11 protein-coding genes and 1 riboswitch are annotated in these 15,476 nt (G+C 48.5%); of the genes, 4 read left to right on the forward strand and 7 right to left on the reverse strand.

Translation table 11 applies throughout. From position 1 onward, the window contains the following. Positions 1 to 167: 167 nt before the first annotated feature. The gene (locus tag DMN77_RS11655; protein WP_068780095.1) at positions 168 to 1,670 is read left to right on the forward strand and encodes a copper amine oxidase N-terminal domain-containing protein; all 1,503 of its coding nucleotides are present in this window, start codon (positions 168 to 170) and stop codon (positions 1,668 to 1,670) included. Between the two features lie 110 nt (positions 1,671 to 1,780). Here DMN77_RS11655 and DMN77_RS11660 read toward each other — a convergent pair whose 3' ends face one another. From DMN77_RS11660 to mscL, 5 genes are all read right to left on the reverse strand, one after another. Then, entirely contained in the window at positions 1,781 to 2,392 is a 612-nt protein-coding gene (locus DMN77_RS11660) for a DUF2087 domain-containing protein (protein WP_068780096.1), read from the reverse strand. 161 nt (positions 2,393 to 2,553) lie between these two features. Then, positions 2,554 to 5,541: a glycoside hydrolase family 48 protein gene (locus DMN77_RS11665; protein WP_179015088.1), complete on the reverse strand. Its 2,988-nt coding sequence runs from the start codon at positions 5,539 to 5,541 to the stop codon at positions 2,554 to 2,556. A gap of 64 nt (positions 5,542 to 5,605) precedes the next feature. Next, positions 5,606 to 8,335, reverse strand: coding sequence for a glycoside hydrolase family 9 protein (locus tag DMN77_RS11670; RefSeq protein WP_179015089.1), 2,730 nt, complete (start codon positions 8,333 to 8,335; stop codon positions 5,606 to 5,608). 346 nt (positions 8,336 to 8,681) lie between these two features. Beyond that, a complete protein-coding gene (locus DMN77_RS11675; RefSeq protein WP_179015091.1) occupies positions 8,682 to 10,430 on the reverse strand; it encodes a globin-coupled sensor protein in 1,749 nt (582 codons plus the stop codon). Positions 10,431 to 10,567: 137 nt separating this feature from the next. Then, positions 10,568 to 10,972 carry a large conductance mechanosensitive channel protein MscL gene (gene mscL, locus DMN77_RS11680; RefSeq protein ID WP_218652943.1) on the reverse strand — a complete coding sequence of 135 codons (405 nt, stop codon included), beginning with the start codon at positions 10,970 to 10,972 and terminating at the stop codon, positions 10,568 to 10,570. A gap of 175 nt (positions 10,973 to 11,147) precedes the next feature. Between mscL and DMN77_RS11685 the strand changes: the two genes are divergently transcribed. Beyond that, the gene (locus DMN77_RS11685) at positions 11,148 to 11,921 is read left to right on the forward strand and encodes a GNAT family N-acetyltransferase (RefSeq protein ID WP_179015092.1); all 774 of its coding nucleotides are present in this window, start codon (positions 11,148 to 11,150) and stop codon (positions 11,919 to 11,921) included. On the opposite strand, the gene DMN77_RS11690 is transcribed toward DMN77_RS11685, so the two are convergent. Both DMN77_RS11690 and DMN77_RS11695 read right to left on the reverse strand, forming a co-directional pair. Then, positions 11,906 to 12,196, reverse strand: a complete 291-nt coding sequence (locus DMN77_RS11690; protein WP_179015094.1) for a hypothetical protein — start codon at positions 12,194 to 12,196, stop codon at positions 11,906 to 11,908. The two genes, DMN77_RS11685 and DMN77_RS11690, sit on opposite strands and share 16 nt — an antisense overlap. A 189-nt stretch (positions 12,197 to 12,385) precedes the next feature. Beyond that, the gene (locus DMN77_RS11695) at positions 12,386 to 12,970 is read right to left on the reverse strand and encodes a 50S ribosomal protein L25 (protein ID WP_068780103.1); all 585 of its coding nucleotides are present in this window, start codon (positions 12,968 to 12,970) and stop codon (positions 12,386 to 12,388) included. 305 nt (positions 12,971 to 13,275) lie between these two features. After that, positions 13,276 to 13,363: riboswitch (ZMP/ZTP riboswitch) on the forward strand. A gap of 108 nt (positions 13,364 to 13,471) precedes the next feature. Between DMN77_RS11695 and DMN77_RS11700 the strand changes: the two genes are divergently transcribed. Continuing rightward, the gene (locus DMN77_RS11700) at positions 13,472 to 14,335 is read left to right on the forward strand and encodes a bifunctional 5,10-methylenetetrahydrofolate dehydrogenase/5,10-methenyltetrahydrofolate cyclohydrolase (protein WP_179015095.1); all 864 of its coding nucleotides are present in this window, start codon (positions 13,472 to 13,474) and stop codon (positions 14,333 to 14,335) included. Beyond that, entirely contained in the window at positions 14,328 to 14,963 is a 636-nt protein-coding gene (locus DMN77_RS11705) for a cyclodeaminase/cyclohydrolase family protein (protein ID WP_179015096.1), read from the forward strand. Before DMN77_RS11700 ends, DMN77_RS11705 begins: the two co-directional genes overlap by 8 nt. Positions 14,964 to 15,476: the final 513 nt, after the last annotated feature.

The following is a 15,476-nucleotide window of genomic DNA, read 5'->3' on the forward strand; positions in this document are numbered from 1 at the left end:
AATTTTGATGGCGGATACGCAGTCATTATAGCATATTTATATTAGGGAGGAATGTGATAATCTATGGAATCTATCAGATGGACACGTAAAATTCGAAAATCTATTTACAAGTAAACGCCGTTGAAACATAATGGAATATATTAACTAGGGAAGGGGACTCATCGATAATGATCAAAAGAATGAAATGGTTAGCGATCCCAATGGCATTGCTGTTGGTGATGTTGACTGGCTGCCAGGCTGTAGGAGGGCTTGATATCAACAAAGCGCTCGCGAACAGCATGAACCCGTTGTCCAGCGAGTCGAAGCAGAAGATCTCGATCGAACTCGTGCCTGCGGCCGGTATATCTGCTGAAGATCAGCAAATGATTGATCTGATCAATTCTTTGTATCTCACAATTGACAGCGGTAAAGTTCAAGATAAAACTACCGCCTCGATAAAAGGGTCTATTGGATTCCAAGGCAAGGAATTGCCTTATCAAATGTCCATGGACAAACATGGAATGGCGATTCAATTGGAAGGAGCCAAGCAACCGCTCTACATATCGCTGGATGACAGCGAGCTGGGATACCCGGATATGAGTCAATATGAAGAGAAGATTCAAGGCTTCTCTCAGAAGGTAGTCCAATTCGCTATCAACCATGCTCCAAACCCGACGAAGCTGTCCGTGAAGCAGGTGCAAGACAAAGTGAACGGCGAATCCTTGGCTTTGACGAATCTTCACGTTGAAGTGAATGGTGAAGAGCTATTGGCGATGGTTAAGCCATTCTTGACAGAGGTAGTGAAAGACGAGGCTGGTCTGAAGGAATTGATTAACGCGTTCTATGATACATTCTATCCGGTCTTCAGTTCGATGGAAGAAGAGGGGTATGATGTAGGAACGGATCTTCCGGTGGACTCCAAGGGAGCTGCTGTTGGAGCGATCCATGGCCAATTGATAGAGAGCCTGACTGAGTTCCTGAACAATTATGATGCCAGTCTGGAAGAATCGCTGAAGGAAGCTCCTGAGCTGACGACGGTACTTGGCAAAGATTCCACACTGAACTTGGATCTCTACCTTGATAGCAAACAAAATATTCGCAAGCAAAACCTGGATCTTGCCATTGCACTTCCTGCCGATGAGTATGTTCCGTTCTCGGCGATCAAGCTTCATACGGAGAGTGAGGTCTGGAATGTCGGCGCTGAAGTATTGATCGACAAGATCGATACAAGTGCAGGCGTGCTTGATATTACAGAGGGAGACTTTACTCCGGGACAGATGCTGCGCAATTTCGAAGGGGACTCCTTGGCGTATAAGACGCTCAAAAATGATTTGAAGATCACGGAGAAGCTGATCTGGCTCGATCCTGAGGATGAGTATGACGGTATCATTTCCAAGAAAAATGTATCCTTCGCTCCGCTGCGCTATTTGTCCGAACAACTGGATGCAGAAGTGAAGTGGACCAAGGGCTCTAAACAAATTGTTATTATCGATGACCTCAACGGCCGGGAAATTGTGCTGACTGTTGGTTCCGACAAAGCAACGATTGGCGGTCAGTCCGTTACAATGCCACAGCCTGTATTCGTTCATAGCGATGGTACCACCTATGTACCGCTGCGCTTTATTGCTGAATCGCTGGGCGCTACAGTAACAAAGGATGCGGATGGCTGGATTATTATTGAACGTAAATAATATTTGCCGTTAAATGAAGAAACAACCATAGTCCTGATTAAGGGATTGTGGTTGTTTTTCTTTTTGAAGCATCTGTACAGAACGGATCACTAAATTTGAGTATGGGGCGTTTATTTCAGCGTCTCCCATTTCATCCACATCTCTGGAGGGTTCATCGTGTATATTCCGTTCTCACGACTCATGAATTGATGCATGATGAACTCCCGGCGAAGGGTTGCAAAGTCATCATGGTATTGCTTGATGAATTCATTGATTTCCTTCTCCGTATAGCTCTGTCCTTGTGTAAGTCCGCTGATCATATGCTCCAGCACGATTAACTTCTTCTTCAGTTGAGCCGGGATATGCTGCAATCTTCCCGCCGATGTGAAGAAATTGGATAACACAGATTGTTTAAGCTTTTGATTTTGATCTTCCATCGGATGATCCTCTCCTTCGGGCAGGCGAGTAGCATTCTTATAAATGATGTTGGCCGTCGCGGTTCCATAAGCATTAATAAAATAGTGGTTCAATGAGAAGTAGATCGTATTCTTCTCGCGACGTTCATTGATCAGACTCGCAGCGCGAAGTTTGGCTGCATGATGCGTTATCGTGGCCGGTGTCACGAATAATTTCTCAGCCAGCACCAGTCCGTTCAATTCCCCTTCGGCCAGCAGGATCAATATTTTGATCCGGGTAGGGTCGGCCAATGCTTTATGGTAAGCAACGATTTTATCCAGTTGCACAGCTATCACCTCTGCCAATGTAGTGCTGTTAAAACTAATTTAACATACATCTAATTTAATATATATCTAATTATAAGTAAAGGATTCTTTTGCATATTTAATAAGAAACCGCCTGGCAAATAACTTGCCGGGCGGTATGGCTTCGATAACTTATTCGCTGATTATGGCTCCAAGCCGGATACGAGGGCCCCGTTCAGATAGACAGGAACGCGCTCCCAATCCGCGTAATTCGATTGGGTTGCATCATAGGAGTAGTCATCACTTTCAGCGTAATTACTCCAATCGGTCTTATTGAACCGAACTTGAATTTCCCCGGTATTTGCCCCAGGTGCAAGGGTGCCGGCCCCGGGGCCAAAGGAGACCTCCAGATAGTAATCTGCTCCGGCTGCCGGGCTGTTCAGCTTGACGAAATTGCCGATGATATTACCGCTGCCGAGCGCGGCATAGTCACAGTGGAATTCCTGCGGCTTGTCTCCATCGATCGTATAGTAATAACGAAATTTGACGTTGCTTAGAGCGATGGGCGTATCCCCGTTATTTACGATGCGGAATTGGGCGCGAATCTGATTATCGTTCGGATTGGTGTCATTTGTACGATATTGGAGGACCAGATCTCCGGCAGCAGGTACCGGAATCGCCTTAGGAGTCGCGCTGACCTCTGCGGAATACGGGCTTTCTCCAATGGCGTTCACTGCACTGATGACGTAATAATAGGTTGTATCATTCACGACGCTCTTATCCGTGTATGAAGTGCCGGTGATTGTCGCTATTGCCGTGTAAGGGCCGCCGCTTACAGTTGCCCGATGAACCGTATAGCTGTCTGCACCGGATGCTTTGCTCCAGGACAGGTCGATCTTGGCATCTCCCGCATTTGCTTTGGGATTAGCCGGAGCTTTCGGAGCAGTCGGCTCAACCGGACCGCTGCCGCCGCCTTGAATCAAGCGATCATATTCTGCATAGGCAGTGGCCATATCCACCTGAGCCCAGAAGCGGTGATAGGTGAATTCAGGCGCACCATTTTCCCACTTCTGTGTGCTAGGGTTCCAGGAGGTGTTGTATTTATTTAATAAATACGACCATGAGGAATCATTTTGGATGTTCGGGAGAACATCAATGTAGCTGGCATATACGCCATTTCCGCCCTTGGCCGGATCGGAAGGGACCGTATTGCTGCCGGGAATCGTATTGCCTTGTCCAAACGTGCCGCTCCATCCATTCGGGAAATAGATCTCCTTCGTGAAGTAACGGTAGTAATCGGCACGCGGTTCTGAAGTAGTTATGCCGATTCCGTCGTTATAGGCCCATGCCGTATCCAGCAGCGATTTGGCGGCCTGTTCGGCCTGGGACCCCAGGCCGGTATCATTGCCATTCTCCGCTTTAGTTGCTGCGGCGAAGAAAGTGAGGGCTTTGATGTAGCTGCCTAATACACCAACGTCCTGTCCCGGATTGTTGACTGTGACATGCAGGTTCGGATTGCCTGTATAACTGCCAAGGCCGTTCCAGGAATCCGGTTTGCCCTGCCATTCGAGATTGCTTGGAATCCAGAATTCGCCGGGAGCGGAGACCGTAGCGATTTGCGGGTTACTGCCGCCGAGCACACGGATGCCTTGGCCATCCAGGTAGTATCCCTCGCCATCCGTTACCGGACGCTCGTTCACAAATACATAATCAAGCGACCAGTCTACCCATTTCTGCGTAATCTGCTTGGCCATTTGGAAATTGGCCGAGCTTGTATCGCCGTTTGAAGCAAGGATATAGTACAGCTCGGCGATCCGCTCTACCGGCCAGGCTTGCATGCCGAACCAGTTGTTTGATGGAGGATCATGATAGACCGGGGCTTCATCATAGGCCATTTCATAGAATGTACTAGCTCCGGCCGGATAGGCCGCATAAGAACCATTCCAGCTATTCGTTGCTCCCCCGGCGATCGCTCCTTCGCTGGATTGCAGCCAGGTGTAGAATTCAAGCTGGCGGGAGAGGGAGGTCGCCCAGTCCTGCCCGGCTGTTGGAGAGGCTGGAATGAGCCCGCCGTCCGGATCGGATAAGGCGTAGGCTGCAACGACGTTCTGATAGCCTTGATGCGCGTGGCTTGCTCCGATGCGCCAAGCCCAGTTGCCGGTTTGTCCTAGCCCGCCGCCCCAGGCTGTGTACCAAGCCATCAGATAATGGCTGGCATCCTTGCCAGTACCGGCGGATGGGATGCCGTTGGCGGCGCTGCCGATTTTTTGGAAGTATTTATCGTACATGCCGTAGCGCAAATAGTCGCCCATTTTCTCCGCTTTTTGCAAATAAACCTCGTTATCATAACCCAGTTCTTTTGCCCAATACATGGCCTGAATGGCCCGGGCGTCGGCATCGGTCGCATTGGTATAACGCCACTGCGCCGCAGGAGCATTGCTCTCCTTGGTGAACAGGGTCATGAAGCCTTCCCCCGATTTGCCGAAGGTCTTGTCATCCTGAGAAGGGTGGGGGACCGCCTCCCATACAGATTCCTGCTCGCCTCGCTGGAAGGTGTTAACATATGCTGCAGTATGGGACGGATTAAGCAAATTCCCATACCCATACCAATTATCTACATCGACGAGCCAATGCATCAGATAGGTCTGGTTGTTCCCGTAGGTAGCCTTCAATTCAGCATCGAGCGGGTCCTTGCCAGGGGAGTATTGGCCGCTAAGCTGGCTGGGATATTGGTCCGGCTGTGCGTATTCGGCCGCGTAGGTAGCCGGACTATTAGGATCGTAGTAATTCATCGTTGGCTGCTCCTGAACACCATCGCCTTCGTTAATAGGGATAATATAAGTCTCCATATTGTCCCATGCTGCTTCGAGCTTGCTCCAGTCCTCGGTATAATAGCCGTACAATACTTCAAGCCACATCCAGTAGCTGTACGCTTCCGAGGTCGTCATATGCCCGTAGTTAGGCGCTTCGCTCATCAGTGTCTCGATGGCATGATAAGGGATTCCCTCTGCGGAGTAATAACCGTGGGAGGGATCTTTGATTTGCGCATATAGCTGCAGGAAGCGGGTCTCTTCCAGGGAAGCGGCGGAAGCTTTATTAGCACCCAATCCGAAGGCGCCTGTCATAAGTGATACGAGTAACGCGGCGGTCATGACGATCGATGCGGTTTTTTGGAATACGGTCGATTTCATAGTTGTCACCAACCTTTCTTCACATTATTTGAATCCTTCTTTGAGATATTCGTCTGTATAAAAATTAAGGCTCAATCCCCCAGATGAGTGTTCCGTTCTGATACAGGGTGGCTCGCTCCCAGTCCACATAGGACTGCTGGGTCCCGTCATAGGAGTAGTCATCGCTTTCGCTATAATTGCTCCAGTCCGTCTTGTTGAAGCGGACCTGGATATCTCCGCTGTTGGCTCCCGGGGCGAGAACGCCGGCTCCGCTTGAGAAGGAGAGCTCCAGGTAATAATCGGCTCCCGGAGCCGTCGGATTCATCTTAGTGAAGCTGCCGCTTACATTGCCGCTGCCCACATAGGCATAGTCACAATGGTACTCCTGCGGCTTGTCCCCATCGATGGTGTAATAATAACGCAGCTTCACATCGCTAAGGGCGATGCTCTCCGTGCCGGTGTTAACGATGCGGAATTGGGCGCGAATCTGGTTATCGTTCGGACTCGTGTCATTGACATGGTATTGCAGCTTCAAGTCACCGAGGGCCGGTGCAGGAGCCTCATTTGGTTTGGCGCTGGCCTGGGTAGAGGGCAGGCTGTTGCCGACGCTATTTCTGGCTATGATGACATAGTAGTAGGTCGTCCCGTTAGTCAGTCCGCTATCTGTAAATGACGGGGAGTTGACCACGCCGACAGTGGTATATGGGCCACCGTTGGTTGTGGAGCGTTGGATCAAGTAGTCATCTGCCGAGTAAGCCGCATTCCAGGTGAGCTGGATCTGTGCGTTGCCGGCCGTGGCTTTAACATTTTTCGGAGCTGCGGGTACCGCAGGTTGCCCCGGATTGCTTCCGCCTTGCGGCAGTTCGCCGAAGACATGTACGCCAGCATCAAAGACCGGGATATAGAGGGACTTGGCTGGTCCGGCGCTGTTGGACGGCATCCCTTGATAAGAGAAGTCATTGCTGTTATCCCAGAAATTCGTATTGAGCGGAGCGGCGATTCGGAATTGAACCTCCTTCTTGTATGCGGATTGCCCTCCAGGATAGATGGGGGTCCCTGAGAAATCTATCTTTGTATAGTAAATATGGTTGTCCGCATCATAGGGAAGCAGCGGGGAGACTGTGGCTCCCTGATTGTAGCCTCCAGCGGATACGGTAATGTCCTCCGGACCATAACCGGCTTCAACGGCTTCGCTAATGTCGATGTAATAATGGAATGACATCGCTTCGCTGGCGCGGGCCGGCCAGCCGGCACGGCTATTAAGCAGCGCGCGAATCTCTACGAAATTGCTGCCGCTGACATTCACGGAAGCTTCCACGAACATCTCGTCATCGCGGGGCTCGGGAGCCGGGAAGTTAGCAAGCGGCTGCTGTCCGTCGCCATGCAGAAGCATCATCTTCGCCAGCGCTCCGGTGAATCCGGCGTTGTAGTCGGTGGCCACTTCATTCGAGACATAATCGCTGATCGAGTCTGTATAAGCATCGTTGCTTCCAGGGCCGCCGACCAGAGCTCCATACAGGATATGGCGATGATTGGCCGGCAGGTTCTGACTATCTGCCCAGGAACCGTGAGAGGTTCGATGGTGCGGGTGCTGTGGAGCGTTGTTGCCATATCCAATCACATAACTGCTGTTGCGCGGATTATCTCCGAGCATGTAGAGAATTTGCCTTTCCGCAAATGAACGCGCGTTTATTCGCTTCGCAGAATCAGACACCCAATCGGAATACACAAATGAGATAAAAGCCTGGTTAGCTGCATAGCGCAGCGCCCCCCATTGGTCCAAATGGGCCAGTCCGCCAGGGGTATAGGTGACTCGTTCTCCGTTAATGCCGGTCGTCCAGAACTGAATGTTGCGTTCCACCGATGCTGTGAATTTCGGATCGCCGGTAATCCGGGCAAGCAGCAACTGGGCGCCATAGTGCTTGTCGTCCCAGGCATGTGTCCATTTGTAATCCCAGAGACCTTGCTGATTGGTTCCCCATGTATCGCTAGCCGTAATCGCTTTGTCCAAATAAGTCTGCTCACCCGTGGCAAGATACAGCCAGACAGCCCCCCAGCTCAACTCATCCTCATATCCGCTCCAGGAATTGTAGAACTGCTTGGCGTCGGTGATGCTGTCGGAATATTTACCGCGGTATTGATCGGCGAAATTGTACAATTGCCGGGCATGCTGCAGCAGCTTGTCCGAATATGCCGGGTCGCTATTCTTGAAGATGATGGAAGCAGAGGCCAGCGCAGCGGCTGTTTCACCAGCCAAATCGGAGCCAGGATGCGTTGCATCGATCTTATAGGATGGACGCTGCATTTGCATAACCTCGGCAGGACCCCACCAATTATGATCTGCCGTTCCGTTGCCGACCTGTCCGTAAAATTCATTGGGTGCAGTATGAGCCTTGATAAAATAGTCTGTTGCCCAGCGAATATTGTCTAATATCTCATCCAGTTGTCCAGCCTTCTCATACCCTTCGCGATATTCATATACCGACCAGGCCAGCATTGTAGCGGTTGCCGCCATAGGGAGGCCGAATTTGACATGGTCTCCGGCATCATACCAGCCACCGGTCAGGTCATGTCCAACATCCGCTCCGTCTTGCAGTCCGGAATCCCCGCGCCATTCAACGCGATTATCGGCTGGCAGCTTCCCGGACCTTTGCGCCTCATAGAAATAGATCGATTTCTGCAGGGCTTCAGCGTAATTGTAGTCGGCAGAGGAAGCGCTGGCGACAGGGGAAGATGGGGAGAAGCCCGAATATGCTGTAAGCGCTAACAAAAAACTGAATGATAGCAAGCAGCTTTTCTTGATCCATGTTCTCATATTGTCTTGTCCCTCCTTCATTGTAATTAACTAATTATGTGCGGGATGCTTGTTCCAGGCTGCGGGTTGCAGGTTCCAAGTAAGAGATTATGAGATAAGTTCATCTTGTGGCTTGGCAGAGGAGTAACTTAATTTATGACAATACAAAAAAGCCCGTTCACCTCACTTTCCGTAAAAGTAGGGGACGCGCTGTCTTAAAATATCGACATTTTTCTCTGGTCCTATCCAGAATATACCATATAGACATATATATTACTATATTTTACAGTAAAAAAATTCTATTATTTCCGAAAAACAGCCAGGATCCTGTTTTAATAGGATCGCTGGCTGCTCGAAAAAAAGCAAATTATGCTTGTTTGCTGCGCGCTTGCTGAATGATCTCCTGCTGAAGCTGGTCGAGCGTCTCAATCATAGTTTGTGAAGCGAGCTCCAATTCCATGATCCGCTTGTCAGCCTGCACATGCTGGTTGGATTGTATATAATCCATAGCTTCATTTGCTAGATGATGAACACTTTCGTGCCGTTCCCCTAAAGAGCGGAAGGCGGACAGGGAGGCCAGCCTAGGGTTGTCCTTGTTCTCCTTATGCCATTGAGTCAAGCGGCAAGGCTCTTGAATCTGGTTTCCTTGGTGATCGGCATGATTAAAGCCAAGTGCAGCATTGTATACCCACCAACGCAATAATAGATGATCTGTTTTCACGGTACGCAGTATTTGCGAATGGCTGAGCTGAGCGTTTATTTTAAGCGTTTTCAATCGTAAGGAGTCAACTTTGCGGCTTACCTCGTAAATATCCTTCCCCGTCGCGCTGGCGAATTGCTGAATTTCCTCCTGGTGACGCAGCAAAATGGAGGTGCGTTCCGTAATATCGCTGGTTGCTGCGGCTTGTTGTTCAACAATGGAGGCCACGTTGGCCGTGTAATCACGGAAGCCCTCAATGCGTTCCATAATCTGATCAAGACTGCCAAGCGCTTCGCTTGTTGTCTCTACGCGCTCAGCGATATGAGAACCCATCGACTTGGTCTCTTCTCCAATTTGTTTGGCCGTATCCGTGAATGCTGTGATCACCCCGGTAATTTGTCCAACAGCCTCCTTAGTCTGTTCTGACAGCTTGCGTACCTCGCTCGCTACGACAGCGAAGCCAAGACCCTGCTCTCCGGCTCTGGCGGCTTCAATGGATGCATTCAAGGCCAGCAGATTGGTCTGATTGGCGACATTATTGATTACGTCGATAATATCCGTAATATGATGAATCGATTGCAGAAATTGCTCGAAGTGCTGGCTGGAACGGGAGACATCCTGGGCCGTATCGGAGAAGTCCTGAAGCGCCTCTCGAACGGAATGCTCCACTTGCTTGGCCTGTCTCATCATGTCCTCGGATTGATCGCTTAGCTGAACGGAATGATCCGCTACCTCTTGGATCGAAGCAGTCAGTTCCTGAGCCGCTGAGCTGATATTTGTCGTCTCCTGCAAGGATAGGTTCACGGAATCAATCAACGGTTTTACTTTATCCATTTGAATCAATTCTTCGATGATCTGGCTGTTGGTCTCTATGTACTGGAAGTCGTGGGCTTCATTGTAGGCTTCAAGCACAAGCTGAGAATCCAGCATCAGTACGCGCTGCAAGGAGATGATAATCTCGGCGACTTCGCTGGCCCTTGAGAACTTGCGGACGATAGCCGGAATGAGAATCTCGTAAATTCTTGTATAAGCCCCGATAAACCATTCAGGCGACAGCTTGATTCGGTTATGGACAAAGCCGATTTTTTTACGGGAAATGACATATTCTTCGTTAAACTCTACTCTCGGGATTGATTTCAGATATTCAACAAATGTCTTTGACAGGCGTTCTCTTGTGCTGTGATCTTTAATGATTTGCAGCATTTCGGGGATTTGGAACAGTATATCGTAATTGCTATCGGTAATGGGCTTGGCCAGATTATCAATTAATTCGGTAAGCTTGCGCAGATTGTTCAGATCTGACTGACTGATTTGCAGGAAGTATAACTTCTGTTGAAGCGCTTGCACAGAGGTGAGTTCGGATTCGGAAAGAGCCACTGGCGCCCCGGAATCTGTTTTATGGTGCATACGGAACATGGTAATAACCTCTTTTCATATGTATTTTAGTAGGATTCCTGTTTTTTCTTCTGCTGGGATAAATTTCTGGATATCGCATAGAAAAGAAGATACTCACCTCATTATGGCAAGCATCCTCTCTTAGCAATCGTTGATTGTTATTCGGCCGCTTTGTTATTTTGCTGTCTAAGCAAATCGCGTATTTCTGTGAGCAAGACTTCTTCATTCGAGGGTTTAGGAGCTTCCTCCGCAGCGGGTTTGGCCTCTTCTTTGCGTTTGAATTTATTAATAGCCTTGATGAAGAGGAAGATAGCTGCTGAGATAATCAGAAAATCAATGACTGTCTGTAGGAATACGCCATAAGCCAGTTCTGCATCCCCAACCGTAAGCACCAATCTGGATAAGTTGACGCCTCCAAGAAGCATACCCACCAGCGGCATAATAACATCACTGACGAGAGAAGCGACAATTTTGCCAAAAGCGCCACCGATGACAACCCCGACAGCCAAATCAAGTACATTGCCTTTAAGCGCAAATTCTTTAAATTCTTTGAGTATACTCATTTATTCACCTGCTTGTGTAAAAATAATGATTCCTTTTTAAGAATCCATCTTTGGTAATATATCAATAAATGTTGGATTATGCAAGAATACTGGAATAGTAGGAGATTAATAATATTGAATATTTATTCATATAATAGTATTATAATTCAAAAATATAAAAGGGAGTGAAATCAAAATGGATAGCAGATCGATTGAGGAATTATCCTTGAATCATTGGCCGTCGTTATCGACGTTAGTGTATGATGGCTGGTTGCTGCGGTTCGCGAATGGTTATACGAAGCGGGCTAATTCGATAAGCCCGATCTATGGTTCAACCTATGATCTTCAGCGGAAAATGGATGATTGCGAGAAAATGTATAGGGATCAACGGCTTCCTGTAATTTATAAAATAACTCCATTTGTGCATCCGGTGAATTTGGACGAAGTGCTAGGGGAGCGGGGATATTCGCAGCTGGATATAACCAGTGTTCAGGTGCTCGATCTGGAGCATGTCAGGCAGCCGCAACTGCAAGGGGTGAAGGTAAGCGAAGAGGCTGACCCGGCGTGGATTCATGCTTTTTGTGCGATAAATCGGGTTAAGGAAGAACACAAAGCGACGATGGTCACCATGCTGGGCAATATCAAGGCTCGTAAGGCCTTGATCAGCTTATATGCTGATGGCAGAGCCATAGCTTGCGGCTGCGGAGTGCTCGAGCGGGGATATATGGGCTTGTTCGATATTGTTACGGACCCCGATTACCGCAATCAGGGTTATGCGGAACAGATGATTCTTCATTTATTGCAATGGGGCAAGCAGCATGGAGCCAGACACAGCTATTTAGCGGTGGTCGCAAATAATGCGCCTGCCCGGCGGCTTTATGAGAAGCTCGGGTACACGGAGATTTATCGGTATTGGTATAGGGTGAAGGGGATGGGAGAACGGGCAACTCATCGTTATATCCAAAAATAAAAACCTTTTATAGCATTGTCAATTGAGGCTTGGGAGTTTGTTGCAAGTAGTATCCCACTTACGGCTTCTTCCAAAGTATTGCAGGTTTCCCGTTGATGCTCCGGAGCGCATGTTCCTTTGAATGTTTTATATTGATAGCCTTCTAATTCTATTTTGTTTTCTTCAATGAAGTATGTATTTAACCATGCGTTTTTTTTAAGATCGGGAAAAGTTTGCGTCACAATATATTCGACATCCGTGCTTTCTTCCAAAAAGGCTGCTTCAAGCTCTTTCATTTTTTGCTTATTGATGATCTCAATTTCATCTGCAGCAATGATTAAATCTGCGTAGATCTTCCCATGCTCTTATATTTGTATATATTTCAACTGAGTCTTTCATTCATTCCCATCCGATGTATCCTCCTATTAATCAGGCCCTCCGGAAATCCGAAGGGCCTAAGAGATGAATCAAATTCCTAATATATATTAAGCTTCGACGGTCGCCTCGATATCCTCTGCTTGAACCTTCGGGGTTACTACCGAGACAAGCAGCTCATTTGTGGCCGAGATCAGGACGAGCCCATCCGGAAGCTCAATGTCGCCAACGTGAATGGAATCCCCAATTTCAAGATGGCTGATATCTACGATAATCGAACCCGGAATCTTGTCCGGGAAGGATTCGATTTCAATAAAGGTACTTTGGGTTTGGACGATTCCGCCCAGCTTTGTACCTCTCGGAGTACCAGCGAACTCGATGTTGACCTTGGTCCGTACGAGTTCATCCTTCTTGACACGCAGGAAATCCACATGAATATATTCCTGTGTTACCGGATCGCGCTGAATCGCCTCCAGAAGAACAGGAATCGAGTCATGATTTTCAAGATTCAGTTCAATAATACCGCCACTGCCTCGTCTTATCCATTTTCCGAATTCCTTCGTGGACAAATGGATGTTCTGATTTTCTGTGCCAGATCCGAATACAACAGCAGGAAGCCGCCCTGAATTCCTCAGTCGCTTCAATCCCGTTCGATTCATTGGTATACGTTCTTCAACTTGAAAACATGTTCTCATTATACTACACTCCTCTGAAATAGTTGGTATTCAATGCCCTCAAAATCTATCGTCTATATGACTACGGATTTCGCCCCCCGTAGCTGGGGAAGCATGAGCACCATCACATCACCCTCCTTAATACATTTAATGTAAAAAGTCGTATAAATACGCGCTAAGGCACTTCGTTCTCAGCGGAACGAAATGCCTTATTAATAGGTACGATAACATAGAAAAATGGTTCTGTCGACCACATACTGGTTTAATATGGAATTTTTCGGCTGCCGGTTTTCATTCGTTCAAATTTTTGCTAATATGAAAGCATTAGTGCTGTATGTGACTGGCGAAGCAAGTGGAATTAACCACGAGGGAGCATGCGGCTGATAAACGATTCCGTTCGCCTGGGGAAAAGTATCTTCGATTGTCTCGTCCATTTGACGGGACGCTCGTGGATGCTTTTTTTGCTTTTTTGTCAGTAAGTAGATGGATTTGTCCAATAAAATGATGGAGAGGATGTTTGGAATGACATTGCTTATGAAAGCAAAAGTGGCGGCGGATCAAGTACATGAGACGATTCGGGCCAAGGTGGAGGAACTGAAAACCAAGGGGATTCAGCCACGTATGGCAACGATTTTGGTTGAAGGAGACCCGGCCTCTGCCTATTATGCCAAAGTCAAGCAGAAGATCGCCGAGAAACTGGGCGTTCAGTTTACACTTTATAATTTGCATGCCGAGGTCACGGAAGCAGAGGTGCTGCAGCTGGTTGCGGAGTTGAATCAGGATACGAAGGTACATGGGATTATGTTGGAGCTTCCTTTGCCCAAGCCAATTTCTGCCGCAAAAATCGAGCAGGCGATTTCACCACAAAAGGACGTGGACGGCGTGACACCGGCGAATAAATGGGCCGCGATGACTGGTGAAGCCGGACTTTATCCTGCTACACCCCAGGCTTGCATCAAGCTGCTTAAGCATTATGGGTATAGCCTGGCAGGCAAGAACGTTACTCTGGTTGGCCGGGGGCAAACGGTTGGAATGCCGCTATTTCATTTATTGCAGCGGGAGAATGCCACTGTGACCGTATGTCATTCGCGTACCCCGCACATCGCCTCGCATTTAAGTCATGCCGAGATTGCTTTTGTGGCCGTTGGACGGCCTGAAGTAGTGAACCAGCAAATGGTGCATGCAGACCTGGTTGTTATTGATGCAGGGATTAACGAAGCGGAGGATGGAAAAATGGTCGGGGATGTCGCGGCTGATGTAGCTGACCACGTTCAAGCGATATCGCCTGTACCGGGCGGTGTAGGTACATTAACGACCGCTATTTTGTATGAGAATCTGCTGAAGGCGATAGAGATTCAACGGGAGGAGGCTGGCAAGCATGAGTGAAATTACATGGCAGGATTCCATTGAGAGCTTCGTAAGCAAAGCCAGCAGTTCCAGCCCCACCCCGGGTGGGGGCAGCGTAGCAGCGCTGGTCGCAGTACTTGGCACCGCAATGACCTCGATGGTGGGCAATTTGTCGCAAGGGGAGAAGTTCGCCGTTATCGAACCGCAAATTTCCGCCGTGATGTATACGATGAATCGCTTAAATGAGGAGTGCAGGGAGTTATTTGATGGCGATATCGCATCTTTTAACAACTATATGTCCGCTTTGAAGCTGCCGAAGGAGACGGAGGCCGAGAAGCTGGCCCGTAAGCAAGCGATCTATGAAGCTGCGATCAACGCGATCGAAGTTCCGGTTCAGCTTATGGAAGTGTGCAGGACCGGTATAGAATGTGCTTATAGCATCGCAGAGAGCTCGAACAAAAATGTCATCTCCGATCTCGGCATCAGCGCCATTTTGTTCGAAGCAGCCGCTCAATCGGCTTTACTGACCGTTGAGATCAATTTAGCCTCGCTGAAGGATCTGGAATTGAAGCAGCAGTATGCCGATAAGGTGTCCACATTAATGCAGCAAATCAGCGATTTGAAGAATAAAGCGTCGCGAATTATTCAGGATCGAATCGAGGGTTGACCCTTTAGAGCGGCCCAGTCAGGCTCGCGAATTTGCGGCTGCCTTCCCCTGGCGTGGCGTAAGGGGAGCAGTCCTTTTTAGTCTTTTTTTGGGGTTGCCTTTTTGGTTGCTTTTAGGTTGCCTTTAGGTTGTCTTTTGGGCTGCCTGGGTGGGGCGCCCAGTCTGGGTTCCCTGCCTTCAGTACACTAACGGAAGCCACAGCCCTTATTTCGAAGATTTCAGCCATTATACAGATTTAACGGAAATCTGTGCCGCTATTACCTGCCGATTAGCTACAATTCACAATAAATCCCCTTAATAAGGTCGCTCATTTCCGTTAGATTTTCCAAAGCTGCTTTTTCGACCCAATAGCGTCCCTCATTTCCGTTAGAACTTAAACCAACTAGAGCCACTCATCAGCTGCAACATTTTGGCGTCTGTATATCGATAGTAGCAAGCATGTGATCCTAAGGTGAATGTCCCATACCATATTCTGTGTGTCGTAATCAGAAAAATGCTTTGTGTACCTTGATG

The organism is Paenibacillus sp. 79R4, assembly GCF_013393165.1.
GTDB lineage: Bacteria > Bacillota > Bacilli > Paenibacillales > Paenibacillaceae > Fontibacillus.

Coding starts and splice junctions, on each gene's coding strand:
- DMN77_RS11685 (WP_179015092.1), top strand. CDS start 11,148: ATGGATAGCAGATCGATTGAGGAATTATCCTTGAATCATTGGCCGTCG.
- DMN77_RS11655 (WP_068780095.1), top strand. CDS start 168: ATGATCAAAAGAATGAAATGGTTAGCGATCCCAATGGCATTGCTGTTG.
- DMN77_RS11665 (WP_179015088.1), bottom strand. CDS start 5,541: ATGAAATCGACCGTATTCCAAAAAACCGCATCGATCGTCATGACCGCC.
- DMN77_RS11670 (WP_179015089.1), bottom strand. CDS start 8,335: ATGAGAACATGGATCAAGAAAAGCTGCTTGCTATCATTCAGTTTTTTG.
- DMN77_RS11705 (WP_179015096.1), top strand. CDS start 14,328: ATGAGTGAAATTACATGGCAGGATTCCATTGAGAGCTTCGTAAGCAAA.
- DMN77_RS11700 (WP_179015095.1), top strand. CDS start 13,472: ATGACATTGCTTATGAAAGCAAAAGTGGCGGCGGATCAAGTACATGAG.
- mscL (WP_218652943.1), bottom strand. CDS start 10,972: ATGAGTATACTCAAAGAATTTAAAGAATTTGCGCTTAAAGGCAATGTA.
- DMN77_RS11690 (WP_179015094.1), bottom strand. CDS start 12,196: ATGAAAGAGCTTGAAGCAGCCTTTTTGGAAGAAAGCACGGATGTCGAA.
- DMN77_RS11695 (WP_068780103.1), bottom strand. CDS start 12,970: ATGAGAACATGTTTTCAAGTTGAAGAACGTATACCAATGAATCGAACG.
- DMN77_RS11675 (WP_179015091.1), bottom strand. CDS start 10,430: ATGTTCCGTATGCACCATAAAACAGATTCCGGGGCGCCAGTGGCTCTT.